This window comes from Streptomyces sodiiphilus, from assembly GCF_039529215.1.
Taxonomy (GTDB): domain Bacteria; phylum Actinomycetota; class Actinomycetes; order Streptomycetales; family Streptomycetaceae; genus Streptomyces; species Streptomyces sodiiphilus.
The window spans coordinates 210899-233906 of record NZ_BAAAMJ010000030.1; the positions used below are offsets into that span (position 1 = coordinate 210899).

The 23008-nt window shown below is 74.6% G+C and carries 26 protein-coding genes and 1 pseudogene; 4 read left to right on the forward strand and 23 right to left on the reverse strand.

Going from position 1 to position 23008, the window contains the following annotated elements; translation table 11 throughout:
- The first annotated feature begins 83 nt into the window (after nucleotides 1–83).
- On the forward strand, nucleotides 84–1514 hold the full coding sequence (locus ABD299_RS15200) for a hypothetical protein (protein WP_344262540.1): 1431 nt from the start codon (nucleotides 84–86) through the stop codon (nucleotides 1512–1514).
- A 75-nt stretch (nucleotides 1515–1589) separates the two neighbouring features.
- On the opposite strand, the gene ABD299_RS15205 is transcribed toward ABD299_RS15200, so the two are convergent.
- The 3 genes from ABD299_RS15205 to ABD299_RS15215 are packed head-to-tail and all read right to left on the reverse strand — an operon-like array spanning nucleotide 1590 to nucleotide 3657.
- Nucleotides 1590–2285: a class I SAM-dependent DNA methyltransferase gene (locus ABD299_RS15205; protein WP_425581341.1), complete on the reverse strand. Its 696-nt coding sequence runs from the start codon at nucleotides 2283–2285 to the stop codon at nucleotides 1590–1592.
- The gene (locus ABD299_RS15210; protein WP_344262542.1) at nucleotides 2282–2980 is read right to left on the reverse strand and encodes a TIGR04282 family arsenosugar biosynthesis glycosyltransferase; all 699 of its coding nucleotides are present in this window, start codon (nucleotides 2978–2980) and stop codon (nucleotides 2282–2284) included. The genes ABD299_RS15205 and ABD299_RS15210 overlap by 4 nt, the downstream gene beginning before the upstream one ends.
- A gap of 11 nt (nucleotides 2981–2991) precedes the next feature.
- A complete protein-coding gene (locus tag ABD299_RS15215) occupies nucleotides 2992–3657 on the reverse strand; it encodes a glycosyltransferase family 2 protein (protein WP_344262544.1) in 666 nt (221 codons plus the stop codon).
- Between the two features lie 122 nt (nucleotides 3658–3779).
- Here ABD299_RS15215 and ABD299_RS15220 point away from each other — a divergent pair, with 122 nt between their 5' ends.
- Both ABD299_RS15220 and ABD299_RS15225 read left to right on the forward strand, forming a co-directional pair.
- Nucleotides 3780–4493, forward strand: a complete 714-nt coding sequence (locus tag ABD299_RS15220) for a response regulator transcription factor (protein ID WP_344262546.1) — start codon at nucleotides 3780–3782, stop codon at nucleotides 4491–4493.
- Nucleotides 4490–5749, forward strand: a complete 1260-nt coding sequence (locus ABD299_RS15225) for a sensor histidine kinase (RefSeq protein WP_344262548.1) — start codon at nucleotides 4490–4492, stop codon at nucleotides 5747–5749. The genes ABD299_RS15220 and ABD299_RS15225 overlap by 4 nt, the downstream gene beginning before the upstream one ends.
- Nucleotides 5750–5778: 29 nt before the next feature.
- On the opposite strand, the gene ABD299_RS15230 is transcribed toward ABD299_RS15225, so the two are convergent.
- From ABD299_RS15230 to hisI, 11 genes and pseudogenes are all read right to left on the reverse strand, one after another.
- Nucleotides 5779–6819: an NAD-dependent epimerase/dehydratase family protein gene (locus ABD299_RS15230; RefSeq protein ID WP_344262550.1), complete on the reverse strand. Its 1041-nt coding sequence runs from the start codon at nucleotides 6817–6819 to the stop codon at nucleotides 5779–5781.
- Nucleotides 6820–6872: 53 nt separating this feature from the next.
- Complete coding sequence (locus tag ABD299_RS15235; protein WP_344262552.1) at nucleotides 6873–8135, reverse strand: DUF1266 domain-containing protein; 1263 nt, start codon at nucleotides 8133–8135, stop codon at nucleotides 6873–6875.
- Between the two features lie 71 nt (nucleotides 8136–8206).
- A complete protein-coding gene (gene trpA, locus ABD299_RS15240; protein ID WP_344262554.1) occupies nucleotides 8207–9037 on the reverse strand; it encodes a tryptophan synthase subunit alpha in 831 nt (276 codons plus the stop codon).
- Nucleotides 9034–10275 (reverse strand): tryptophan synthase subunit beta, encoded by a 1242-nt coding sequence (gene trpB / locus ABD299_RS15245; protein ID WP_344262556.1) that lies wholly within the window; start codon nucleotides 10273–10275, stop codon nucleotides 9034–9036. Before trpB ends, trpA begins: the two co-directional genes overlap by 4 nt.
- Nucleotides 10276–10335: 60 nt before the next feature.
- Nucleotides 10336–10515, reverse strand: a pseudogene (gene trpM / locus ABD299_RS25155) (tryptophan biosynthesis modulator TrpM).
- 59 nt (nucleotides 10516–10574) lie between these two features.
- On the reverse strand, nucleotides 10575–11381 hold the full coding sequence (trpC, locus tag ABD299_RS15250; protein WP_344262558.1) for an indole-3-glycerol phosphate synthase TrpC: 807 nt from the start codon (nucleotides 11379–11381) through the stop codon (nucleotides 10575–10577).
- 171 nt (nucleotides 11382–11552) lie between these two features.
- Nucleotides 11553–12005: a DUF2752 domain-containing protein gene (locus ABD299_RS15255; protein ID WP_344262560.1), complete on the reverse strand. Its 453-nt coding sequence runs from the start codon at nucleotides 12003–12005 to the stop codon at nucleotides 11553–11555.
- An 87-nt stretch (nucleotides 12006–12092) separates the two neighbouring features.
- The gene (locus ABD299_RS15260; protein ID WP_344262562.1) at nucleotides 12093–12371 is read right to left on the reverse strand and encodes an HGxxPAAW family protein; all 279 of its coding nucleotides are present in this window, start codon (nucleotides 12369–12371) and stop codon (nucleotides 12093–12095) included.
- A 109-nt stretch (nucleotides 12372–12480) separates the two neighbouring features.
- The gene (locus ABD299_RS15265) at nucleotides 12481–13083 is read right to left on the reverse strand and encodes a TIGR02234 family membrane protein (RefSeq protein WP_344262565.1); all 603 of its coding nucleotides are present in this window, start codon (nucleotides 13081–13083) and stop codon (nucleotides 12481–12483) included.
- The gene (locus ABD299_RS15270; RefSeq protein ID WP_344262567.1) at nucleotides 13080–14615 is read right to left on the reverse strand and encodes an anthranilate synthase component I; all 1536 of its coding nucleotides are present in this window, start codon (nucleotides 14613–14615) and stop codon (nucleotides 13080–13082) included. Before ABD299_RS15270 ends, ABD299_RS15265 begins: the two co-directional genes overlap by 4 nt.
- Before the next feature lie 67 nt (nucleotides 14616–14682).
- Nucleotides 14683–15075 carry a phosphoribosyl-AMP cyclohydrolase gene (gene hisI / locus ABD299_RS15275; RefSeq protein WP_344262569.1) on the reverse strand — a complete coding sequence of 131 codons (393 nt, stop codon included), beginning with the start codon at nucleotides 15073–15075 and terminating at the stop codon, nucleotides 14683–14685.
- A 75-nt stretch (nucleotides 15076–15150) separates the two neighbouring features.
- On the opposite strand from hisI, the gene ABD299_RS15280 reads away from it, so the two are divergent.
- Complete coding sequence (locus tag ABD299_RS15280) at nucleotides 15151–15783, forward strand: TIGR03085 family metal-binding protein (protein ID WP_344262571.1); 633 nt, start codon at nucleotides 15151–15153, stop codon at nucleotides 15781–15783.
- 18 nt (nucleotides 15784–15801) lie between these two features.
- Here the strand turns inward: ABD299_RS15280 and ABD299_RS15285 are convergent, their stop codons facing one another.
- The 9 genes from ABD299_RS15285 to hisD form a co-directional block, all read right to left on the reverse strand.
- Nucleotides 15802–17085 carry an MFS transporter gene (locus tag ABD299_RS15285; RefSeq protein ID WP_344262573.1) on the reverse strand — a complete coding sequence of 428 codons (1284 nt, stop codon included), beginning with the start codon at nucleotides 17083–17085 and terminating at the stop codon, nucleotides 15802–15804.
- 130 nt (nucleotides 17086–17215) lie between these two features.
- On the reverse strand, nucleotides 17216–17986 hold the full coding sequence (hisF, locus tag ABD299_RS15290) for an imidazole glycerol phosphate synthase subunit HisF (RefSeq protein ID WP_344262575.1): 771 nt from the start codon (nucleotides 17984–17986) through the stop codon (nucleotides 17216–17218).
- The gene (locus ABD299_RS15295; protein WP_344262577.1) at nucleotides 17983–18378 is read right to left on the reverse strand and encodes a Rid family hydrolase; all 396 of its coding nucleotides are present in this window, start codon (nucleotides 18376–18378) and stop codon (nucleotides 17983–17985) included. Before ABD299_RS15295 ends, hisF begins: the two co-directional genes overlap by 4 nt.
- Complete coding sequence (gene priA / locus ABD299_RS15300) at nucleotides 18375–19106, reverse strand: bifunctional 1-(5-phosphoribosyl)-5-((5-phosphoribosylamino)methylideneamino)imidazole-4-carboxamide isomerase/phosphoribosylanthranilate isomerase PriA (protein ID WP_344262580.1); 732 nt, start codon at nucleotides 19104–19106, stop codon at nucleotides 18375–18377. Before priA ends, ABD299_RS15295 begins: the two co-directional genes overlap by 4 nt.
- Entirely contained in the window at nucleotides 19106–19753 is a 648-nt protein-coding gene (hisH, locus tag ABD299_RS15305; protein WP_344262582.1) for an imidazole glycerol phosphate synthase subunit HisH, read from the reverse strand. Before hisH ends, priA begins: the two co-directional genes overlap by 1 nt.
- Nucleotides 19750–19914: a hypothetical protein gene (locus ABD299_RS15310; RefSeq protein ID WP_344262584.1), complete on the reverse strand. Its 165-nt coding sequence runs from the start codon at nucleotides 19912–19914 to the stop codon at nucleotides 19750–19752. The genes hisH and ABD299_RS15310 overlap by 4 nt, the downstream gene beginning before the upstream one ends.
- Nucleotides 19911–20501, reverse strand: a complete 591-nt coding sequence (gene hisB, locus ABD299_RS15315; protein WP_344262586.1) for an imidazoleglycerol-phosphate dehydratase HisB — start codon at nucleotides 20499–20501, stop codon at nucleotides 19911–19913. The genes ABD299_RS15310 and hisB overlap by 4 nt, the downstream gene beginning before the upstream one ends.
- Nucleotides 20498–21658 carry a histidinol-phosphate transaminase gene (locus tag ABD299_RS15320; RefSeq protein ID WP_344262588.1) on the reverse strand — a complete coding sequence of 387 codons (1161 nt, stop codon included), beginning with the start codon at nucleotides 21656–21658 and terminating at the stop codon, nucleotides 20498–20500. The genes hisB and ABD299_RS15320 overlap by 4 nt, the downstream gene beginning before the upstream one ends.
- Complete coding sequence (gene hisD / locus ABD299_RS15325) at nucleotides 21655–22989, reverse strand: histidinol dehydrogenase (RefSeq protein WP_344262736.1); 1335 nt, start codon at nucleotides 22987–22989, stop codon at nucleotides 21655–21657. The genes ABD299_RS15320 and hisD overlap by 4 nt, the downstream gene beginning before the upstream one ends.
- Nucleotides 22990–23008: the final 19 nt, after the last annotated feature.

The window sequence follows — 23008 nt, forward strand, 5'->3', positions numbered from 1 at the left end:
GCGTCCGGCGCCGCGCGAGGCACCGCGTCCGGCGCCGCGCGCCGGTCCGCCGGGGACGGCGGGACAGCCCTTAGCGTGGAACGGTGACCGCCGCGAACACCGACACCGGCCGCTCCGGTCCGCAGAAACCCGACGGCCACCGGAACGAGGCCCCCGCCGACCCGGGGCGCAGAGCCGACCTGATCGCCGCCGCCGTCGCGGCGGCGCTGTTCGCGGTGGCCGACGCCGTCGGGGCCGCGGTCGACGGCGACAACGTTCTTCAGCTCAACTGGCCCCCGCTGTATGCCGACTGGGAACCCCACGTCGGTCCGGGCACCGTGCCGGCGCTGGTCACCGGCACCCTGCTCACGGTGTACGGGCCCGCCGCTGCCCGCCGGCTGAGCACGCGGGCGCTTCCTTGGGCCGCGACCGCGGGGTCGCTGGTGTGGATCTGGACCCTGGCGATGATCGACGGCTGGGAGCGTGGCATCACCGAGCGGCTCACCAGCCGTTACGAGTACCTGGCGGCGGTGGACGAGGTACGGGACCTGCGGGTGTTCCTCACCACGTTCACCGAACGCGTACCCCTGGACCGGCCCGACAACTGGCCCGTGCACGTGGCCGGGCATCCTCCCGGCGCACTGCTCACGTTCGTGGGGCTGGACCGCATCGGGCTGGGCGGCGGCGCCTGGGCGGGCATGTTCTGCGTGGTCACCGCCGCCACGGCGGCCGCCGCCGTACTGGTGACCGTCCGGGCACTGGCCGGGGAGGAGACCGCCCGGCGGGCGGCCCCGTTCGTGGTGCTCGCCCCGGCCGCGGTCTGGATGGGTGTGTCGGCCGACGCCCATTTCGCCGCCGTGGCCGCGTGGGCGGTCGCCCTGCTGGCACTGGCCGCCACCGGAGCGGCCCGGTTCCCGGCCGCGGCCGCGCTGGGGTCCGGGCTGTTGTTCGGCTGGCTGCTGTACCTGTCGTACGGGCTCGCGCTGATGGGAACCGTGGCACTGGCGGTGCTGGTGGCCGCCCGGTCCTGGCGCCCGCTGCCGTGGGCCCTGGCGGGCATCGCCGTGTGGGTGGTGGCCTTCACCGCGGCCGGCTTCTGGTGGTTCGACGGCTACACCGCCGTGGTGGACCGCTACCACCAGGGGGCCGGCGGTGTGCGCCCCTACGCCTACTTCGTGTGGGCCAACCTCGCCGTCCAGGTGCTCACGGTGGGACTGGCCGGTGTGGCGGCGCTGCGCCGCTGGGCCGTGGCCCTGCCGGGCACCGCCCGTCGCGCGGCCCGCGACCTGGGATCGGGCAGCCCGCTGACGGGACAGGCCGCGACCGTGGTCCTGGTGGCCGGGGCCCTGACGGCGATACTGCTGGCCACGGCGTCCGGCATGAGCAAGGCGGAGACCGAACGCATCTGGCTGCCGTTCGTGCTGTGGCTGCTGCCGGCCGCCGCGCTGCTGCCCGCCCGGTGGGCACGCGGCTGGCTGGCCGCCCAGGCAGCGGTCGCGCTGGCCGTGAACCACCTGCTGCTCACCGGCTGGTGAGCCGGCGTCACCCGTTCGGGGCGTCGCGGCTCGTCGCACCCCGCCGCCGCTCCCCCGCCGGGCGGGGCCGGTCTGTCAGTGGCTGCCGTTGCGCAGCGCCACGAAGCTGCGGCCGTGTGCGGTCCACAGGCCGGCGGTGACCCAGCCGGTCCGCTCGGCACGGTCGCGCAGCGCGTCCTGGCCCAGTCTGGCCCAGGGAAAGGCCGGGCCGGTGTCCCCGCTGCCGTCGTCCAGCCGGACCTCGAACCGTTCGTCGAGCCCTGCCTCGCCGTGGCTCGCCTCGGCCACCAGGACCCCGCCCGGAGCGGTCAGTTCCCGGATGCGGGTGAGCAGCGCCGCCGGATCGCCGCCGATCCCGATGTTGCCGTCGACCAGCAGCACGCTGCGCCAGCGCCCCGCGCCGGGGACGTCCCCGAACACCGAGCGCAGCAGCGCGGGCCCGCCGCGCCGCCGGGTCCGCTCGACGGCCGCCGGGACGGTGTCGATGCCCAGTACCGGACGGTCCATGCGGGCCAGGGCGGTCACCATGCGGCCGGGGCCGCAGCCGATGTCGAGCACCCGGCCGGTGCACCGGCCCAGCACGGTGCGGTCGGCCGCGTCCGGCCCGGCGCACCAGCGCTCCACCTCCAGCGGCAGGCGTCTTCCGTCGGGGCAACGCAGGTACAGCGGGCCGCCGCCGGCCCGCAGGGCCCTGGTGTAGGGGTCGGCCGACCAGGCCGGGGCCGCGCGCGCGGGACCGCGCGGGGAGCGCGAGGAGGAAGTGATGGTCACGGGGCGGCCCTCCGTCGTACGGCTGCGTACACGGCCGGGAAGCGGCCGCCGGTCGTCTCGGCGGCGATCCGTTCGGCGTCCCGCACGGTGTCCATGTCCGTGAGCACCGGCAGTTCACGGACGGTGAGCCCGGCACGCGTCAGCCGCTCCCGCTGGGCCCGGCCGGTGCCGGACGTGGACATCGGGACTCCCCGCACCAGGGCGGGGTCGGGGTCCGTCAGCCCCAGCGCCCAGAACCCGCCGTCGCGGGCGGGCCCGAACCAGGCGGTGCGCTCGGGCCAGCTGTCCGGCCCGGTGGCCGGGGCCAGCAGCTCGGGCGTCAGCTGAGGGGTGTCCATGCCCAGCAGCAGAGCGGGCCCGGCGCAGCGGGCGAAGGCCGCCGCGATCCGCTCGTCGAGACCGCCCTCCGCCTGCGGGACGACCTCGAAGCCGCCCGGCAGCCACGGGCCGGGGCGGCCGGACAGCACCAGCACGCGCCGCCGGGCGGGCACCTTCAGCACGGTCCGCAGCGTGTCGGCCAGCGCGGCCTCCGCCAGCCGGGCCGCCTCGCGAGGGGTGTAGGGAGGGGTCAGACGGGTCTTGACCCGGCCGGGCACCGGCTCCTTGGCGATGACGAGCAGGGTGGCCGGCCCGTCCGGCGCACAGCCGCCGGGCACCGCCCCCGGCGCCGCGCCGGGCACCGGCTCCGTCGGCATGGTCGTCCGCTTCACCTGAGCACCGCCCTCATGTCGTGGACCGCCTGCCAGGTGCCGCGCCAGGTGCCGGTCACCTTCGACCGTCCCGTACGCGGCCGGTAGGGGACCTCCGCCTCCTCGATCCGCCAGCCGGCGTCGGCGGCCCGCACCACCATTTCCAGGGGGTAGCCGCTGCGCCGGTCGGTGAGGTCCAGGGCGAGCAGTTCCTTGCGGCGGGCCACCCGCAGCGGGCCGAGGTCGTGCAGGCGGGCCCCGGTGCGGCGGCGGACCATCCGGGACAGCGCGCGGTTGGCCAGCCGGGCGTGCAGCGGCCAGGCTCCGCGCCCGGTGGGGCGCCGGCGGGCAAGTACCAGGTCCGCCTCCCCGGCACTCACCGGCCGTGCCAGATCCACCAGCCGTCCGGGGTCCAGGGAGGCGTCGCAGTCGCAGAAGGCGACCAGGTCGCCCTCCGCGGCCTCGAGCCCGGCGTGACAGGCCGCGCCGAAACCGCGCACCGGCTGGTGGACGACGACGGCACCCAGCCGTTCGGCGATCCGGGCCGAGCCGTCGGTGGAGCCGTTGTCCACCACGACCGCCCGCCACCCTTCCGGGATGCGGTCCAGCACCCAGGGCAGCGCCGCGGCCTCGTTCAGGCACGGCAGGACGACGTCACCGTGTTCCGTCGGAGAAATGGTCATCTCCCCTACCCTACGAAGACAACAACCGCATAACGGTCTGTTGTCTTCTTACGAAAGTCTGACGTCCGCCGCCCCTTCTCACGCCCCCAGGCCGCACCACGCAACCGAGGTGAGACCCGCACATGCCTCAGACACTCCCCCGCCGCGTGCTCGTCGTCGACGATGATCCGACCGTCAGCGAAGTCGTGGCCGGCTATCTCGGCCGGGCCGGATTCTCCGTGGACCGTGCCGCCGACGGCCCCGGCGCGCTGGAACGCGTCGCCGCGGCACCGCCCGACCTGGTGGTGCTCGACCTGATGCTGCCGGGACTGGACGGCCTGCAGGTCTGCCGGCGGCTGCGCCGCGGCGGGGCGGTGCCCGTGGTGATGCTGACCGCCCGGGGTGCCGAGGAGGACCGCATCCTGGGCCTGGAGACGGGAGCCGACGACTATGTGACGAAACCGTTCAGCCCCCGGGAACTGGTGCTGCGGGTGGAGTCGGTGCTGCGCCGGTCCCCTCCCGGCACGGTGCGCGGAGGGGATGTGCTCTGCGGCGGCGGCCTGCTGCTCGACCCGGCGGCGCGCACCGCGCGGGACGCCCGCGGGGAGCTGGGCCTGACCCTGCGCGAGTTCGACCTGCTGGCGCACTTCCTGCGCCACCCCGGCCGCGTCTTCAGCCGGGAGGACCTCATGACGGCCGTGTGGGGCTGGGAGTTCGGGGACCTGTCCACGGTCACCGTGCACGTGCGGAGGCTGCGGCACAAGGTGGAGGCGGACCCCTCCCGGCCCCGGCTGATCACCACGGTCTGGGGCGTGGGGTACCGGTTCGACGCCCAGGGCACCGGGCGGTGCGCGTGACCGGGCCCCCGGCCGGCGGCGTGGCGTTCCCGGACCTGCTGCCGATCGCCGGATACGGCGCGGCCGGCGCCGTGGCGGCCGGGCTGGCGGGCGCGCTGGTGCTGCGGGCGGTGCGGCGCCGCCCGGTGGCGGTTTCGCTGGCGGTGCTCACCACGGTCGCGGTGGGTGCCACGCTGGCCGGAACGCTGGCTGTGGCCCGCTCGATGTTCCTCTCCCGGCACGACCTCGCGGTCGTCACCGCGGTGGCGGCGGTGGCGGCGGTGGCCGCGTCGGTCACCGCGCTGCTGCTGGGCCGCTGGGTGAGCTCCGGGCACCGGGCCCTGGAACAGGCCGCCCGCACCCTGGGCGACGGCGGCGGCTTCACCGCACCGGTCACCGCCATGCCCGCCGAACTGACCTCGCTGGCGCGCCAGCTCGCCGACACCGACGCGAGACTGGCGGACGCCAGGCAACGGGAGCGGTCCCTGGAGGCGTCCCGGCGGACGCTGGTCGCCTGGATATCCCACGATCTGCGGGCCCCCCTGTCCGGGCTTCGCGCCATGGCCGAGGCGCTGGAGGACGGCGTCGCCCCGGAGCCTGCCCGCTACCACCGGCAGATCCGCAGCGAGGTGGACCGCCTCGGGACGATGATCGAGGACCTGTTCGAACTGTCCCGGATACAGGCCGGGTCGCTCTCCCTGGCTCCCGCGCCCGTCTCGGCCTACGACCTGCTGGGGGACGCGGTCGCCGGGGCGGAACCGCTGGCCGCCGAACGCGGGGTGCGTCTTGCCGACGGCGGGGCGGACGCCGTACCGATGCTGGTGGACGGCAAGGAGATGAGCCGGGTCCTCACCAACCTGCTGGTCAACGCGATCCGCCGGACACCGCCCGGCGGCACGGTGCGCGTGGCCGCGGCCCGCCGGGATGAGGGCACCGTGCTCTCGGTGACCGACGGCTGCGGCGGCATTCCGCCCGGGGACCTGCCCCGCGTCTTCGAGACCGGCTGGCGCGGCGCCCACGGCGGGTCGCCGGACGGCACGGGGCTGGGACTGGCGATCGTGCGCGGCATCGTGGAGGCCCACGGCGGACTGGTCCGGGTGGGCAACGTGCCGGGCGGGTGCTGCTTCGAGGTGGTGCTGCCGGTGCCGGAGGACGTCCGGGCACCCGCCACGGCCGTGCTGCCCGCCCCCGCCCGGCGGCCGGCGGGGCTCCGGCGCTGCCGGCCCGGGGACCGGCAGCCGGTCCGCGGGGGCGGCACCGCCCGGACCGCGGGCTGAGCGGCTCACCGCCCCGCGCGCCGGGGGGCTCATCCGCCGGTTGCCAGCGGCTCCCGGGCGAAGCGCGCCATGCCCTCGGAAAAGCCGACCCTGGGCCGCCACCCGAGTTCCTCCCGCAGGCGCCGCGAGTCGGCCGTGATGTGCCGCACGTCGCCCAGCCGGTACTCGCCGGTGACCTGCGGCTCCGGGCCCCCCGCCGCCTTCGCCAGTTCGAGCGCCATCTCGCCCACGGTGTGCGGTTCGCCGCTGCCGGTGTTGTAGGCGCGCAGCGTGCCGGGCGGGTGCGCGGACAGCGCGGACAGGGCCGCCGTGTTGGCCGCCGCGACGTCGTCCACGTGCACGAAGTCACGGCGCTGGGCACCGTCCTCGAAGACCCGGGGCGGTTCTCCGTGCTCCAGCGCGGAACGGAAGAAGGAGGCCACACCCGCGTAGGGGGTGTCGCGCGGCATGCCGTCGCCGTAGACGTTGTGGTAGCGGAGGCTGATCGCCCGTCCGCCGGTGGCCCTCGCCCATGACGACGCCAGGTACTCCTGGGCGATCTTGGTGACGGCGTAGACGTTCCGGGGGTCGGCCGGGGCGTCCTCGGTCACCAGGTGCGGCGTCAGCTCCGCGCCGCACGCGGGGCACCGCGGTTCGAAGCGGCCCGCGTCGAGGTCGGCCGGGGCCCGTGGCCCGGGACGCACCTCGCCGTGCCCGGGGCAGTGGTAGCTGCCTTCTCCGTAGACGACCATCGATCCGGCCAGCACCAGCCCGCCCACCCCGGTCCGCTCCATGGCGGCCAGCAGCACGGCGGTGCCCAGGTCGTTGCTGCCCACGTAGGCCGGGGCGTCCGCGAAGTCCTTGCCCAGGCCGACCATCGCGGCCTGGTGGCACACCGCGTGCACGCCCGCCAGGGCCCGCTCTGCCGCCTCCCCGTCACGGACGTCCGCCCGCAGCCACTCCACGCCCACCGGCGTACCGGCCGGACGCGGCCGGGTGTCCAGCACCACCGGCTCGTCGCCCGCGGCCAGCAGGTCGCGCACGATGTGCGATCCGATGAATCCGGCGCCTCCGGTGACCAGTACACGCATGCCGCCACGCTAACGGCCGCGGCGGGCGGTGCCCGGGCCGCGCGGCCGGGCCGTCAGAGATCCGTAAGATCCCTCGGGTCCGGGAGGTCTCCTTCGCCGGCGGGAGCGAGGAAGGACACAGTCCGCCACGGGCTGCGCGGATCGGCCGTCAGCAGCCGGTGGGCGGCCAGCATCTCGGTGTACCAGTCGCCGTATTCCTCGCTGTCGAAGTGCAGGCAGCGGCCCAGGATGTAACCGGCGGAGAACTCCTCCCAGGAGCCGTAGACCCCGCGGGCTGTCTCCCCCGCGCGCAGCACGGCCGTCTCGGTCTCGGCCTGCCCGCAGTAGCGGGCACCCAGCCCCCAGCGGGCCATGCACGAGGCCCGGCCCAGGTCCCAGGCGAGCACCGAGCGGACCAGACCGTCCTCGGCGAGCACGCCGTCGGCGCGGAACCGTGCCTCGTAGCGCAGGATCCGGCCGATCAGCTTCTGGATCAGCGCGATGTCGGAGTCCAGGTCGAAGTCGGGCGGCCGACCGGTGCGGTCGACCAGTTCGGCGGTACGGGCGACCAGCACCGCCTCGACGGCTTCCCGCCACTGGACGGGCTTCGGCGGCACCCCGTCCTCCTGGAGCAGCACCTGCCGCACCTCCAGCACGAACTCCCACGCGGCGGGCAGCATGTCACCGCGCAGCAGTTGTTCCTGGGCCTGCAGCCAGCCGTCCCGGCCGGTCACGCCCCACCACCGGCGCAGCAGCGCGCGCTCCTCGCTGTAGCCACCGGACTGCCAGCCCAGGTGGTTCCATATCGCCCCGTTGCTGACCATGAGCAGGGCACCGCAGGCCAGGCCGTGCGCCAGCGGCCCGGTGAGCGGCCCGGTGAACCAGGTCTTGAGCGGCGGCTCGGGGGCGGCCCGGCGGGCGTGCCGCTTCCATCGCCGGGGTTCGGCCGGCAGAAAGGTCTCCACCGGTGTCCCGGGGTTGACCGCCAGCCAGCTCGCGGAACGCGGCCAGGACTTGGCGATCCGCAGCAGATCACCGCGTTCGAAGACGTCCCCGCTGTCGGGGGGCGGGAGCATGCCGCGGGTGAACACGGCCACGCACAGCCCCCGCACCTGCGGGTCACGGAAGATGGCCGGCCTCAGCACACCGGGCAGCGCGTCCACGATGTCCCGGCGCATCGGGAAGAACAGATCGGTGGCGGCCAGCGTCCGGTAGTACGCCGGCCAGTCCTCCCGCTCCCCTGCCCGGTGAAGCGCCCGTTCCACCTCGGTCGGCGGCTGCCAGACGTCCGGCACCGGCTGCCCGGCGGGGTGTCCCCCCGCTGCCCCTGTCCCCATGGCGCACGACTGTACCGGGGCCCGGATCCGGGCGGACCCGGGCCCCGGTGGGACGGGCGCGCGGCGCCCGGTCAGCTCTCCCGGCGGACCCCGCGGGCCAGTTCACCGGCCAGCGCCCGCACCGCGGCGACCCCTGCGGCCGGCTCCTCCAGGTCGTCCAGCATCCGCTGGACGAAGGCCGATCCGACGATGACGCCGTCAGCGAAGCCGGCCACCTCGGCCGCCTGTGCGGGGGTGGAGACGCCGAGCCCGACGCACACCGGCAGGTCGGTGGTGGCCCTGGTGCGGCGGACCAGTTCCTGAGCCTGCTGTCCCACCGACTGACGGGTGCCGGTCACCCCCATCAGGGAGGCGGCGTAGACGAAGCCGCTGCCGGCCGCGGTGATCGCCGCCAGCCGTTCGTCCCGGCTGCTGGGGGCCACCACGAACACGGTGGCCAGCCCGTGCTGCTCGGCGGCCTTGCGCCAGGCCTCGGACTCCTCGACCGGGAGGTCGGGCAGGATGCAGCCGGCCCCGCCGGCCTCCGCCAGGCCCGCCGCGAAACGCTCGGGCCCGTACCGGTCCACGGGGTTCCAGTAGGTCATGCACAGCACCGGCACCCCGGTGGCGGCGTGGACCTCGCGGACGGTGCGCAGCACTCCGGCGATCCGCACCCCGCCGCGCAGCGCGATGTCGTCGGCGGTCTGGATGACCGGCCCGTCCAGCACGGGGTCGCTGTGCGGCAGCCCGACCTCGATGATGTCGCAGCCGCCCTCGGCCATGGCCGTCATCGCCTCGATGCCGCCCTCGACCGTGGGGAAGCCGGCCGGGAAGTACCCGACCAGGGCGGACCGTCCCGCCTGTGCCGTGGCCCGCAGGGTGGACTGCAGCAGCCCCGCGTTCCCGCTCGCGACCGCGCTCATCGGTCCGTCTCCTCGCCGTCGTACAGCCCGAAGTAGCGGGCCGCGGTGTCCATGTCCTTGTCGCCGCGCCCGGAGAGATTCACCAGGACCAGGCCCTCGGGGCCGAGTTCACGGCCGAGCGCCAGGGCGCCGGCCAGGGCGTGCGCGCTCTCGATCGCGGGGATGATGCCCTCGGTGCGCGACAGCAGGCGCAGGGCCCGCATGGCCTCGTCGTCGGTGACCGGGCGGTACTCGCCGCGTCCGCTGTCCTTCAGATAGGCGTGCTCGGGCCCGATCCCGGGGTAGTCCAGGCCGGCCGAGATCGAGTACGGCTCGGTGATCTGGCCCTCGTCGTCCTGGAGGACGTAGGAGCGGGAACCGTGCAGGATGCCCGGCTCCCCCGCGGTCAGGGTGGCGGCGTGCTCACCGGAGGCGATGCCGTGGCCGGCGGCCTCCAGGCCGACCAGCCGGACGTCCCGGTCGGGGAGGAAGGCGTGGAACAGCCCGATGGCGTTGGAGCCGCCTCCCACGCAGGCGGCCACCGCGTCCGGGAGGCGGCCGGTCCGCTCCAGGATCTGCCGCCGCGCCTCCACGCCGATGACCCGGTGGAAGTCGCGCACCAGGGTGGGGAAGGGGTGCGGGCCGGCGACCGTCCCGAACAGGTAGTGGGTGCGGTCCACATTGGCGACCCAGTCGCGGAACGCCTCGTTGATCGCGTCCTTGAGCGTCCGGCTGCCGGAGGAGACGGGCACCACCTCGGCACCCAGGATGCGCATCCGGGCGACGTTCAGGGCCTGGCGTCTGGTGTCCACCTCTCCCATGTAGATGGTGCACTCCAGGCCGAAGAGCGCGCATGCGGTGGCGGTGGCGACCCCGTGCTGCCCGGCGCCGGTCTCGGCGATGACCCGTGTCTTGCCCATGCGCCGGGTGAGCAGCGCCTGGCCCAGCACATTGTTGATCTTGTGGGAGCCGGTGTGGTTGAGGTCCTCACGCTTGAGGAAGATCCGGGCGCCGCCCGCCTCCCGGGCGAACCGCGGGACCTCGGTGAGCGGGCTGGGCCTGCCGGTGTAGTTGACCAGCAGATCGTTCAGTTCGGCGGCGAAGGCGGGATCGGCCTTGGCCTTCTCGTACTCGGCGGCGACCTCCTCCACCGCGGCCTTCAGGGCCTCGGGGATGAAGGTGCCGCCGAAGGCGCCGAAATACCCTTCGGCGCTGGGGACCCGCCCCTCGGGATCGGGGACGAAGAAGTTCTCGGACATGGCTGGGCCCTCCGTCAAGAGCAGCGTGACAGCGAAAAGGTGACGTGGGAGAGGGGTCTCTCAGCCACGCCATCGCATGCCGCGGGTCTGCCCCGGCTCACAGCCGATGTGGTACCTGACCCTGCGGCCCAGCACCCGGCGGGCGGGCGGTCAGCAGCCGCGCGGACGGGCGCCGGCGGCCAGCCAGGCGTGCCCCGGTCCGCCGCAGGCCCGTGCGGTCCGCCGCGCGGCGGAGCGCACGGCACCGGCCCCCGGCGGACGGCCGGGGGCCGCGACGGCACGGCGGCGGACGGACACGCTCAGCGCCCCTGCCGCAGAGCGGGGTGGGCACCGGCCGCGACCAGGTCGGCGACCGCGGCCCGCGGATCCCGGCCGGTCACCAGGGATTCGCCCACCAGCACCGCGTCGGCACCCTCGTTGGCGTAGGCAATGAGGTCGTGCGGGCCGCGCACCCCCGATTCGGCGATCCTCACCACATGACCGGGTATCTCCGGGGCGACCCGGGCGAAGGTGGAGCGGTCCACCTTGAGGGTCTTCAGGTCCCGGGCGTTGACGCCGATGACCCGGGCGCCGGCGTCCAGCGCCCGCGCCGTCTCCTCCTCGTCGTGCACCTCGACCAGCGGGGTCAGGCCGATCGACTCGGCCCGCTCGATCAGGGACACCAGGGCGTCCTGCCCGAGGGCGGCGACGATCAGCAGCACCAGGTCGGCGCCGTGCGCCCGCGCCTCCCAGAGCTGGTAGGAGCTGACGATGAAGTCCTTGCGCAGCAGCGGGACGTCCACCCGGGCCCGGACCGCGTCCAGGTCGGCCAGCGAACCGCCGAACCGGCGCTGCTCGGTGAGCACGGAGATCACGGCGGCACCGCCGGCCTCGTAGTCCGCGGCCAGGCCGGCCGGATCGGCGATCGCGGCCAGGGCGCCCTTGGACGGACTGGAGCGCTTGACCTCGCAGATCACCCGGACGCCGTCGCCCTTGAGGGCGGCCACGCCGTCCTTGGCGGGCGCGGCCTTGGCGGCTGCCTGCTTGAGCTCCTCCAGACTCACCCGCTGCTGCCGCTCGGCGAGGTCGGCGCGGACTCCGTCGATGATCTCGTCGAGCACACTCACTCGAGCGGCCCCCTTCGTCTCGGGTGCGGTCTCCCGGGCGGGCCGGCGGTTGCCTGCCGGGCGCGGCTCGAAAGAGCGAACGGATCAATCACTGACGATGGTATCCGGCACGGGTGACAGGGTCCGCATCCGCCCGCGCACTGTCCCGTATCCCGGACAGCGGCCACCCGATCAGGGCATCGGCACCACGCCGAACGGCAGATTGCGCGCCACGGTGAAGACCACCAGCGCCCCGCAGACCGCCCCCGCGGCCCACCGGCGCCCGCGTCGCCCCGGCAACCGTGCCCGCCGGGGCCCGGGCCGCGGCCGCAGGGCTCGCAGCAGCCACCCGGCCAGCAGTACCCCGCCCACCGCGTAACCGGCGACGGCCAGGGCGTTCGCCTCCAGGGCCGTCACGAGGTCCCCGTGCGCGACGGCGTGCGCGCTGCGCAGCCCCCCGCAGCCCGGGCAGTACAGGCCGGTGAGCACCGGCACCGGGCAGGCGGGGTACCGTCCGGGGACGCCCGGGTCGACCGCACCCACATAGCCGAACGCGGCCACGGCGCAGGCCAGCGCCGTCAGCGGGGGCGCCGCCCGCACCAGGGGGCGCGGAAGGCGGCGCGGCACAGCTCGCGGGGCACACACGGGACCAGGCTGGCCCGCGGCCCGGCGCCGCGCATCCGCGGCGCCGCCGGGCGGGTGACCGGCGGGCCGGAACCCGCCGGTCCGGGATCAGACCGAGGTCTTCTCCGCCTCGCCGTCGGCGCCCTCCGGCTCCGAGGCGGCACGCGAGGGCGGAATCGCGGGGGTACCGAGCTGCTTCTCCGACCCCAGGCCCATCGAGTTCATCACCAGGGTGGCCACCCCGCCCAGGGCGACCACCACGAGGCCGGCCACCACGCCCAGCGGCTGGGCCATCACCATGAAGACGCCCGCGGCCGAGAAACCGATGAGGGCCAGGACGACGCCGGTCCAGGCGGCAGGGGTGTTTCCGTGGCTGTTGCCCGCCATGAGGTGCTCCTTGTGTGTCACGAGGTAAGTCCCGAGCAGGGTGCGATCCGTGCGCGGCCCGCACCTATTGTGGCAAACGGGTCCGGAGGACCTGCCGGGGAGCCCCCGCTCAGGTGGGGTCCTCGCCCCGGTCCAGGGCCTTCCACATGTCCTCCGGGCTGTCCCCGGCGCCGCTCCCGGCCCCGGCGGGCCGCCGGCCGCGCTCGTATCGTCCCGACATCGCGGGCCAGTGACGGCCGTGGCTGAGCGCCAGAAGCCCCGCGCACAGCAACAGCAGCCCGCCCAGGGCGGACAGCCAGGGCCAGCCGGTGTGGGAGACACTTGTCACAGCGGCGTCCGCGAGGCCGGTCACCTCCGCGGCCCGGTCCCGCAGCGCGGCGGTGTCCCGCGCCCCCAGGAGCGCCGAGCCGATCGCCCCGGCTCCGCTGAGGGCCAGTACCGAGGCCACCGCCACGCGCCCGGCGCGACGCACCGCGAAGACCGCGACAAGCGCCGCCAGGCCGGTCAGGGCCAGCGCGCTGGGCAGCCCCGAGACGTCGCCGCCGGTCACCGCCACCGGAAGCCCGCCTCCGCCCGCCGAGGCCGTGCCCTCGCCCCAGGTCTGCCCCGCGGAGATGAGGACGGCCGTGGCACCCGCCGCGCCGCTCAGGAGCGTCGCGACGAGGGCGCGGCGCGAAGCGCGCGGGGGCCGGGAAGAGAACTCGCCAGTCACCCCATCACGCTACCTCGCAGCGCACCGGCCGCCGCCACGGCCCTGAGCACCGCCGCGGCCTTGTTGCGGCACTCGGTGTCCTCGGCCACCGGATCGGAGTCCGCCACCACCCCGGCGCCGGCCTGCACATAGGCCGTGCCGTCGCGCAGCAGCGCGGTGCGGATGGCGATGGCGGTGTCCGCGTCACCGGCGAAGTCCATGTAGCCCACGCAACCGCCGTACAGGCCGCGCCGGGTCGGCTCCAGCTCCTCGATGATCTGCATGGCCCGGGGCTTGGGCGCTCCGGAGAGCGTGCCGGCCGGGAAGCACGCCAGCAGCGCGTCGAAGGCGGTGCGGCCCTCCGCCAGCCGTCCGGTCACCGTGGACACGATGTGCATGACATGGCTGTAGCGCTCCACGGACATGAAGTCGACCACCTCCACGCTGCCCGGCTCGCACACCCGGCCCAGGTCGTTGCGGCCCAGGTCGACCAGCATCAGGTGCTCGGCCCGCTCCTTGGGGTCGGCCAGCAGTTCCTCGCCCAGAGCCGCGTCCTGGCCCGGGGTGGCCCCGCGCGGCCGGGTTCCGGCGATGGGGTGCAGGAGTGCCCGGCCCTCCTCCACCTTGACCAGCGCCTCCGGGCTCGACCCGACGATGTCGAAGCCGTCCAGGCGCAGCAGGTACATGTACGGGCTGGGGTTGGTGGCCCGCAGCACCCGGTAGACGTCCAGCGCGGACGCCTCGCAGGGGGCCTCGAACCGCTGGGAGGGCACGATCTGGAAGGCGTCCCCGGCGCGGATGTGCTCCTTGGCCGCTTCCACGGCCTCCTGGTACGCCGGGCCGCCCCAGCGCGCGGTGTACTCGGGCACCCGGGGCGCGGGCAGTTCGGCCGCCGCCGCGGACACCGGGCGGGCCAGGTCCGCCGTCATCGCGTCCAGCCGGTCCACGGCCTCGGCGTAGGCCTCGTCCACGCCGGTGTCCAGGTCGTTGTGGTTGATGGCGTTGGCGATCAGCAGCACGCTTCCGTCGCGGTGGTCGAGCACCGCGAGATCCGAGGCGAGCAGCATGGTCAGCTCCGGCAGCCGCAGATCGTCCTCGGCGCTGTCGCCGATCCGCTCCAGGCGCCGGACGGTGTCGTAGCCGAGGTAACCCACCATGCCGCCGGTGAAGGGCGGCAGCGAGGGATCACGGGGGGTGTGCAGACGCTCCACGGTCTCGCGGAGCACGGTCAGCGGATCGCCGGAGACCGGGACGGAGACCGGCGGGGTGCCCAGCCAGTGCGCCTCGCCCTCGCGCACGGTGAGGGTGGCGGCGCTGCGCACGCCGATGAAGGACCAGCGTGACCAGGTACGGCCGTTCTCGGCGGACTCCAGCAGGAAGGTGCCCGGGCGCTCGCCGGCCAGTTTCCGGTACAGCGCGATGGGAGTGTCGCCGTCGGCCAGCAGCCGCCGGGTGACCGGGATGACCCGGCTCTGCTTGGCGAGCGTACGGAAGGTCTCGAGATCGGGGGTGGCGCGTCCCCGCGTGCTGCCCGTTGTCGTGGCCGAAGTCATGACCGAAGGGTAAGGGCAGTCCCGCCGTCCCCGGCGCGCTTGTCCGCCGCGGACGACGGGCCGGCCCTCAGGCCGCCGTCCCGGGCGCGGGCGCCGGTTCCACCGGCAGCGGATCGGCATCGAAGCAGGTGCGCTCGCCGGTGTGACAGGCGGCACCGACCTGGTCGACCTTCACCAGCAGGGTGTCGCCGTCGCAGTCCAGGGCCACGGACTTGACGTACTGGACGTGGCCGGAGGTGTCCCCCTTCACCCAGTAGGACTTCCGGCTGCGGCTCCAGTAGGTGCAGCGTCCGGTGGTCAGGGTGCGGTGGAGGGCCTCGTCGTCCATCCATCCCAGCATCAGCACCTCACCGGTGTCGTACTGCTGGGCGATGGCCGGGACGAGCCCGTCGGCGGTGCGCTTGAGGCGGGCCGCGACGGCGGGATCGAGCGGGGAGGCCGGCGGCCGGGTGCTGGACATGGGCCCATTGTGCCGCCTGCGCCGCGTGCCGCGCGGCACCCCGGCGCGCGGCGCGGGGAGCCGTAGGCTGGAGACATGTCTACCCATGCCAAGCGTGAACGCCTGCTGCTCGCCGACCTCTTGGAGAGCGCGGGGCCGGAGGCCCGCACCCTGTGCGACGGTTGGACGACCCGCGATCTGGCGGCCCACCTGGTGGTGCGGGAGAACCGGCTGGACGCCGCCGGCGGCTCCTGGATCAAGCCACTGGCGTCCCGGCTGGAACGGGTGCAGGCCGAGTACGCCGCCAAGCCCTACGACGAACTGCTGCAGCTCATCCGCACCGGCCCCACCGGGGCGTCGCCGTTCCGCCTCAAGCAGGTGGACGAGGCGGCGAACACCGTGGAGTTCTTCGTGCACACCGAGGACGTGCGCCGGGCGCAGGAGGACTGGCAGCCGCGCGAGCTGGACCCGGTGTTCTCCGACGTCCTGTGGCGCCGGCTGGACCGCACCGCCCGGCTGCTGGGCCGCGGCTCGCCGGTCGGGCTGGTGCTGCGCGCCCCGGACGGCCGGACGGTGGTGGCCCGCAAGAGCACCCCGGTGGTCACCGTCACCGGGGAGCCCGGGGAGCTGCTGCTGTACGCCTTCGGCCGGCAGCAGGCCGCCAGGGTCACCGAGGAGGGCGACCCGGAGGCCGTGCGGCGGCTGCGGGAGGCGAAGCTCGGCATCTGACCCGGGCGGCCCGGTAGTTCAGCGCGGCAGCAGGGCGCGGCGCAGTTCTCCGGACCCCGCGGCCACGGCGGCCGTGGCCAGTCCGAGCAGGCCGCAGGCCGCGTAGACCGGCTCGGGCCCCCACCAGCCGATGGCCGCTCCGACGAGCGGGAAGGTGAGCGGGGCCAGCCCGAAGGTGCCCAGGGCGAACACCGACATGACGCGCCCCAGGTAGGCGGGGTCGGCCGCGGTCTGCACCAGTGCGGCCAGCAGGCCGCCGGCGACTCCGGCACACAGTCCGGCCGCGGCCGCGCACGCGGCGGCGGCAAGGAGGGAGGGGACCAGCCCCACTGCGCCGATGCCGACGGCCGCCCCGGCCGCCGCCACCAGCGCCACCGGCCCCGCCTTCGGCAGCCGCCCCACGACCGTGAGCAGCACGGAACTCGCCGCCGCGCCCAGCCCGAAGGCACTGACGATCCAGGCCATCCCGGCAGCGCCCCACCCGCGTTCGCCGGCCAGCAGTACCAGGCCGATGTTGAGCGGCCCGTTCAGGACGAGGTCCAGCGTCACACCGACCAGCACCAGGGGCCCGATGAGGCGGTGGCGCACGAGATAGCGCAGCCCGGCACGCAGGTCCTGCCATCCGGTGGCCGTGGCGCCGCCGCCTGCGGCCGCCTCCTCCTTCCCGGCGCCGTCCGCCGGAGTCAGGGGAGCGATCCGCAGGGTGAGCAGGAACGGCAGTGAGAGCGCGAACATCCCGCCCGCCGCCGCGAAGGCGGCCGCGGGACCGCCCAGGGCCATCGCCGCCGCGCCCGCGGGAGGCCCCACGGTGTTCCCCAGTCTCATCCCCAGCAACCGCATGCCCTGCACCCGGGCGAGCTGGGCGGGCCCGGTCAGCCGCGGGGGCAGCGCGCCGACCGCCGGGAGGAACAACGCGTCGACGATCCCGAAGACCAGCGCGACGGCGAGCAGCAGCCACAGGCCGGGGCTCGCCAGGTACAGCGCGGCGGCCATGGCGAGGATCACGCAGCAGCGCACGGCGTCGCTGCCGATCACCACCCGGCGCGGGCCGAACCGGTCGGCCACCACTCCCCCGGCGAGCATCAGGACGGCCTTCGGCAGCGCGCCGGTCATCATCACGATGCCGACCGTCGCCGGCCCGGCGATCGCGGCGGCGGCCCAGGCCAGCGCGAGGAAGTAGATGCCTTCCCCGATCATGGTGGCGGTGTAGGCCGCCAGCCAGCGCATGACATTGGGGTCCCGGTAGGCGGGGAGGTCCGGGCGGGCGGGGTGCGGCAGGGCCGCGGGCCAGGGTGCCGTCACGGCCGCCGCCGGACACAAAGGCGCCGGACACCGGCGCAGTGCGCGGTCACGTTCCTCTCCATTGAGATGACATGACAACGCGTCACCACGGCCGTCCGGCGCAACCGCGGCCGGCCGCCCGCAGCTCCGGTCACCGCACCGGGTGACCGGCGGCCCGCAGGGCCTCCTTGACCTCGCCGATCCGCAGGTCCCCGAAGTGGAAGACGGAGGCGGCCAGCACCGCGTCGGCGCCGGCCTCCACGGCCGGCGCGAAGTGCTCCGTCCGGCCGGCGCCGCCGGAGGCGATCACCGGCACCGTCACCCGGGCCCTGACCGCCTTGATCATGTCGGTGTCGTAGCCGTCCTTGGTGCCGTCGGCGTCCATGGAGTTGAGCAGGATCTCCCCCGCCCCGAGGCCGGCGGCCCGCTCCGCCCACTCCACCGCGTCGATTCCGGTACCCCGCCGGCCGCCGTGCGTGGTGACCTCGAAGCCGGAGGCGGTGGTGGTGCCCGGCGGGCAGCGCCGGGCGTCCACCGAGAGCACCAGCACCTGGCGGCCGAACCGCTCGGCGATCTCCCGGAGGAGCTCCGGCCGGGCGATGGCCGCGGTGTTGACTCCGATCTTGTCGGCACCGGCCCGCAGCAGCCGGTCCACGTCGTCGGCCGAGCGGACCCCGCCGCCCACGGTCAGCGGGATGAAGACCTGTTCGGCGGTGCGGCGCACCACGTCGTAGGTGGTCTCCCGGTTCCCGGAGGAAGCGGTGATGTCCAGGAAGGTCAGCTCGTCGGCACCCTCCGCGTCGTAGACCTTCGCCATCTCCACCGGGTCGCCCGCGTCGCGCAGGTTCCGGAAGTTGACGCCCTTGACGACCCGTCCGGCGTCCACGTCCAGGCAGGGGATGACTCGTACGGCCAGGGTCATGCGGCTCCAGCTCCTCGGAACGCTTCCAACTCCACCTCGACCAGCACCCGGGAATCCACGAAACCGGAGACCACGACCAGCGTCGCGGCAGGACCGGTCTCGCCGAACACCTCGCGATGGGCGCGGCCGACCTCCTCCACATCCCGGACATGGGCGAGGTACATCCTGGTGCGGACGACCGCCTCGGCCCCCAGGCCGAACGGCTCCAGCGCCCGCAGGGCGTTGGCGAAGGCCGCCCGGGCCTGCGCGTAGGGATCACCGGGCTCCGGCGGCATGCCGTCACGCACCGGGAGAGTGCCCGCCACCAGCACCCGGTCGCCCGCGGCCACCGCGCGGGCGCTGCCGACGGCCTGCGCCCAGGGGGTATCGGCCGGCAGCCGCTCGACGGTCACCTCGCCACCGCCGCCAGCGCCTCCTGGAGGGTGAACGCCTTGGCGTACAGGGCCTTGCCGACGATCGCGCCCTCGACACCGGCGGGCACCAGGTCCGCCAGTGCGCGCAGGTCCGCCAGCGAGGACACGCCGCCGGAGGCCACCACGGGACGGTCGGTCGCGGCGCAGACCTCCTTCAGCAGTTGGAGGTTGGGCCCCTGGAGGGTGCCGTCCTTGGCGATGTCGGTGACGACGTAGCGCGCGCAGCCCTCGCGGTCCAGTCGCTCCAGCGTCTCGTAGAGGTCGCCGCCGTCCCGGGTCCAGCCGCGCCCGCGCAGCGTGGTGCCCCGGACGTCCAGGCCGACCGCGATCCGGTCGCCGTGCTCGGCGATGATCCTGGCCACCCACTGAGGGGACTCCAGGGCCGCGGTGCCCAGGTTGACCCGGGTGCAGCCGGTGGCCAGCGCGGCGGCCAGCGAGGCGTCGTCGCGGATGCCGCCGGAGAGCTCGACCTTGATGTCCATCGCCCGCACGACGCCGGCGATCTGCTCCCGGTTGTCCCCGGTGCCGAAGGCGGCGTCCAGGTCGACCAGGTGCAGCCACTCGGCTCCGGCCTCCTGCCAGGTCACAGCGGCCTGCAGCGGGTCGCCGTAGGAGGTCTCGGTGCCGGACTCGCCGTGCACGAGCCGCACCGCCTGCCCGTCGCGGACGTCGACGGCGGGCAGCAGTTCAAGGGTGGAAGGGGGCATCAGAGCGTCTCGATCCAGTTGGAGAGGAGCTGGGCTCCGGCGTCGCCGGACTTCTCGGGGTGGAACTGGGTGGCCCACAGCGGGCCGTTCTCCACGGCGGCGACGAACGGCCGGCCGTGCGTGGACCAGGTGACCAGGGGGGCGCGCTGGGCCTCGTGGTGGGTCTCCAGCTCCCAGTCGTGGACGGCGTAGGAGTGCACGAAGTAGTAGCGCTCCTCGGGGGACAGCCCGGCGAAGAGCCGGGAGCCGGCCGGGGCCCGCACGGTGTTCCAGCCCATGTGCGGGACCACCTCGGCCCGCAGCGGGCCCACGGTGCCGGGCCACTCGTCCATGCCCTCGGTCTCGGTGCCGTGCTCGATGCCGCGGGCGAACAGGATCTGCATGCCCACGCAGATGCCCATCACCGGCCGCCCGCCGGCCAGCCGCCGGCCGACCACCCAGTGGCCGCGGGCCTCGGTGAGGCCCCGCATGCAGGCGGCGAAGGCGCCGACCCCGGGGACGAGCAGTCCGTCGGCGTTCATCGCCGTGTCGTAGTCACGGGTGATCTCGACGCGGGCCCCGGTCCGGGCCACCGCGCGCTCGGCGGAACGGACGTTGCCGAAGCCGTAGTCGAAGACGACCACGGACTTGGTCCTCGCGGCGGTCACTCCCACACCTCCAGTCGCAGCACACCGGCCAGCAGACACAGGGCGCTGCCGATGCCCAGCAGCACGACGACCCCGCGGGGCAGCCCCTGCCGGGCGAACGAGTACGCGCCGCCGGCGAGGAACAGCCCGCCGGCGATCAGGAACGTCGAGGCGGTGTTCACAGGGCGCCCTTGGTGGAGGGGATGCCGGTCTGGCGCGGGTCGATCTCGCTGGCCCCGCGCAGCGCCCTGGCCAGCGCCTTGAACTGGCACTCCACGATGTGGTGGGCGTTGCGGCCGTAGGGCACGTGGACGTGCAGCGCGATCTGGGCCTGGGCCACGAAGGACTCCAGGATGTGCCGCGTCATGGTGGTGTCGTACGAGCCGATCATCGGTGCCATCCCCTCGGGCTCGCTGTGCACCAGATAGGGGCGGCCGGAGAGGTCGACGGTCACCTGGGCGAGGGACTCGTCCAGCGGGACGGAGGCACTGGCGAAGCGGACGATGCCGCGCTTGTCGCCGAGCGCCTCGCGGAAGGCGGCGCCCAGCGCGAGGGAGGTGTCCTCGATGGTGTGGTGGCTGTCGATGTGCAGGTCGCCCTCGGTCTTGACCGTGAGGTCGAACAGCCCGTGGCGGCCGAGCTGGTCCAGCATGTGGTCGTAGAAGCCGACTCCGGTGGACACATCGACCGTGCCGGTGCCGTCCAGGCCGATCTCGACGGCGACCGAGGTCTCCTTGGTGGTGCGCTGCACGCGGCCCACACGCGTCATCGGTGGTTCTCCTTTGCGGGGGTGCCGGCGGGGGTGCCGGCGGTGATCGGCGTCAGCTCGCGCATCGCGGCGAGGAAGGCGTCGTTCTCGGCCGGGGTGCCGGTGGTCACCCTCAGGCGCCCCGGCACGCCGTTGTCCCGGACCAGGACGCCGCGGTCCAGCAGCCGCTGCCACACGGCGCGGGCGCCGCCCTCGCCCTCGAAACGGCCGAACTGCACGAAGTTGGCGTCCGAGGGGGTGACCTCGTATCCCATTCCGGTGAGTTCCGCCACGATGCGGTCCCGCTCGTCCTTGAGCCGGCCGACGTACCCCAGCAGCGTATCGGTGTGCTCCAGCGCGGCGAGCGCGGTGGCCTGGGTGACGGCCGAGAGGTGGTAGGGCAGCCGCACCAGTTGCACTGCGTCGACGACGGCGGGGTGCGCCGCGAGGTAGCCCAGGCGCAGCCCGGCCGCGCCGAACGCCTTGGACATGGTGCGGGAGAGCACCAGCAGGGGACGGTCCTCGATCAGCGGCAGCAGCGACGGCCGGTGGCTGAACTCGGCGTAGGCCTCGTCGATCACCACCAGGGCGCCGCGCCCGCCGCGGGCCGCCTGCGCGGCCTCGTACAGGGCGAGGACGGTCCCGGCGTCCACGGCGGTGCCGGTGGGGTTGTTCGGCGAGCAGATGAACACCACGTGAGGGCGCCGCTCGGCGATCATCTCGACCGCGCCCGCGGTGTCGATGGTGAAGTCCTCCCGGCGGGGACCGGAGATCCAGCCGGTGCCGGTGCCGCGGGCGATGAGGGCGTGCATGGAGTAGGACGGCTCGACCCCGAACGCGGTGCGGCCCGGGCCGCCGAACGCCTGCAGCAGCTGCTGGAGGATCTCGTTGGAGCCGTTGGCGGCCCAGACCTCCCGCGGCCCCACCTCATGGCCGGTGGTGCGGGTCAGGTACCGCGCCAGTTCGGTGCGCAGGATCACCGCGTCCCGGTCCGGATAGCGGTTGAGGGTGCGGGCGGCCTCCGAGACCCGCTCCGCGATCCGGGCGACCAGCTCCTCCGGCAGCGGGTAGGGGTTCTCGTTGGTGTTGAGCCGCACCGGGACGTCCAGCTGCGGGGCACCGTAGGGGGACATGCCGCGCAGCTCGTCCCGGATGGGCAGGTCGTCTGTGCCGATCACGTGGCGTCGGGAACCTTCCACTCGAACCGTGCCTTGAGCGCGGCGCCGTGGGCCGGCAGGTCCTCCGCCTCGGCGAGGGTGACGACGTGGTGGGTGACCTCGGCCAGGGCGTCGCGGGTGTAGTCCACCACATGGATGCCGCGCAGGAAGGACTGCACCGACAGACCCGAGGAGTGGCAGGCACAGCCGCCGGTGGGCAGCACGTGGTTGGAGCCCGCGCAGTAGTCGCCCAGCGAGACCGGGGCCCAGGGGCCGACGAAGACCGCGCCGGCGTTGCGGACCCGGGCGGCGACCGCGGACGCGTCGGCGGTGTGGATCTCCAGGTGCTCCGCGGCGTAGGCGTCGACCACGGTCAGGCCCTCGTCCAGGCCGTCGACGAGCACGACGCCGGACTGCCGGCCGGTCAGGGCCTCGGTGATGCGCTGCTGGTGCTTGGTGGCCGGTACCTGGACGGCGAGTTCCCGGTCGACCGCGTCGGCCAGCTCCACCGAGGGCGTCACCAGCACCGAGGCGGCCAGCGTGTCGTGCTCGGCCTGGCTGATCAGGTCGGCGGCGACATGGGCGGGATCGGCGGTGTCGTCGGCCAGCACGGCGATCTCGGTGGGCCCGGCCTCGGCATCGATGCCGATGCGGCCCTTCAGCAGGCGTTTGGCGGCGGCGACGTAGACGTTCCCGGGGCCGGTCACCAGCTGGACGGGCCGGCACTCCTGCGTGCCGTAGGCGAACATGGCCACCGCCTGGGCGCCGCCGGCCGCGTACACCTCGTCGACACCCAGCAGTTCGCAGGCGGCCAGGATGGTGGGGTGCGGCAGGCCCGCGCCCCAGGCGTTGCCCGGGTCCCGCTGGGGCGGCGAGGCGACGGCGACGGAGCCCACCTCGGCCTCCTGGGCCGGGACGACGTTCATCACCACGGACGAGGGGTAGACGGCCCGGCCACCGGGCACGTACAGACCGACCCGCTCCACCGGCACCCAGCGCTCGGTGACCGTGCCGCCGGGCACGACCTGCACGGTGGTGTCGGTGCGCCGCTGCTCGCGGTGGACGATCCTCGCGCGCCGCACCGACTCCTCCAGTGCCGCGCGCACGGCCGGGTCCAGCTCGGCCAGGGCACGCCGCAGGGCCTCCCGGGGGACGCGCACCTGCTCGATGCGGACACCGTCGAAACGCTCCGCGTACTCGATCAGCGCCTCCGTCCCGCGATGGCGGACGTCGTCACAGATCGGCCGCACCCTCTCCAGGGCGGCCTCCACGTCGAGCTCGGCACGGGGCAGCAGGTCGCGGTCGATTCCGTCCGTGAGGGCGGAACCGCGCAGGTCGATTCGGTTCAGCACCATTACAGTCTCTCAGACC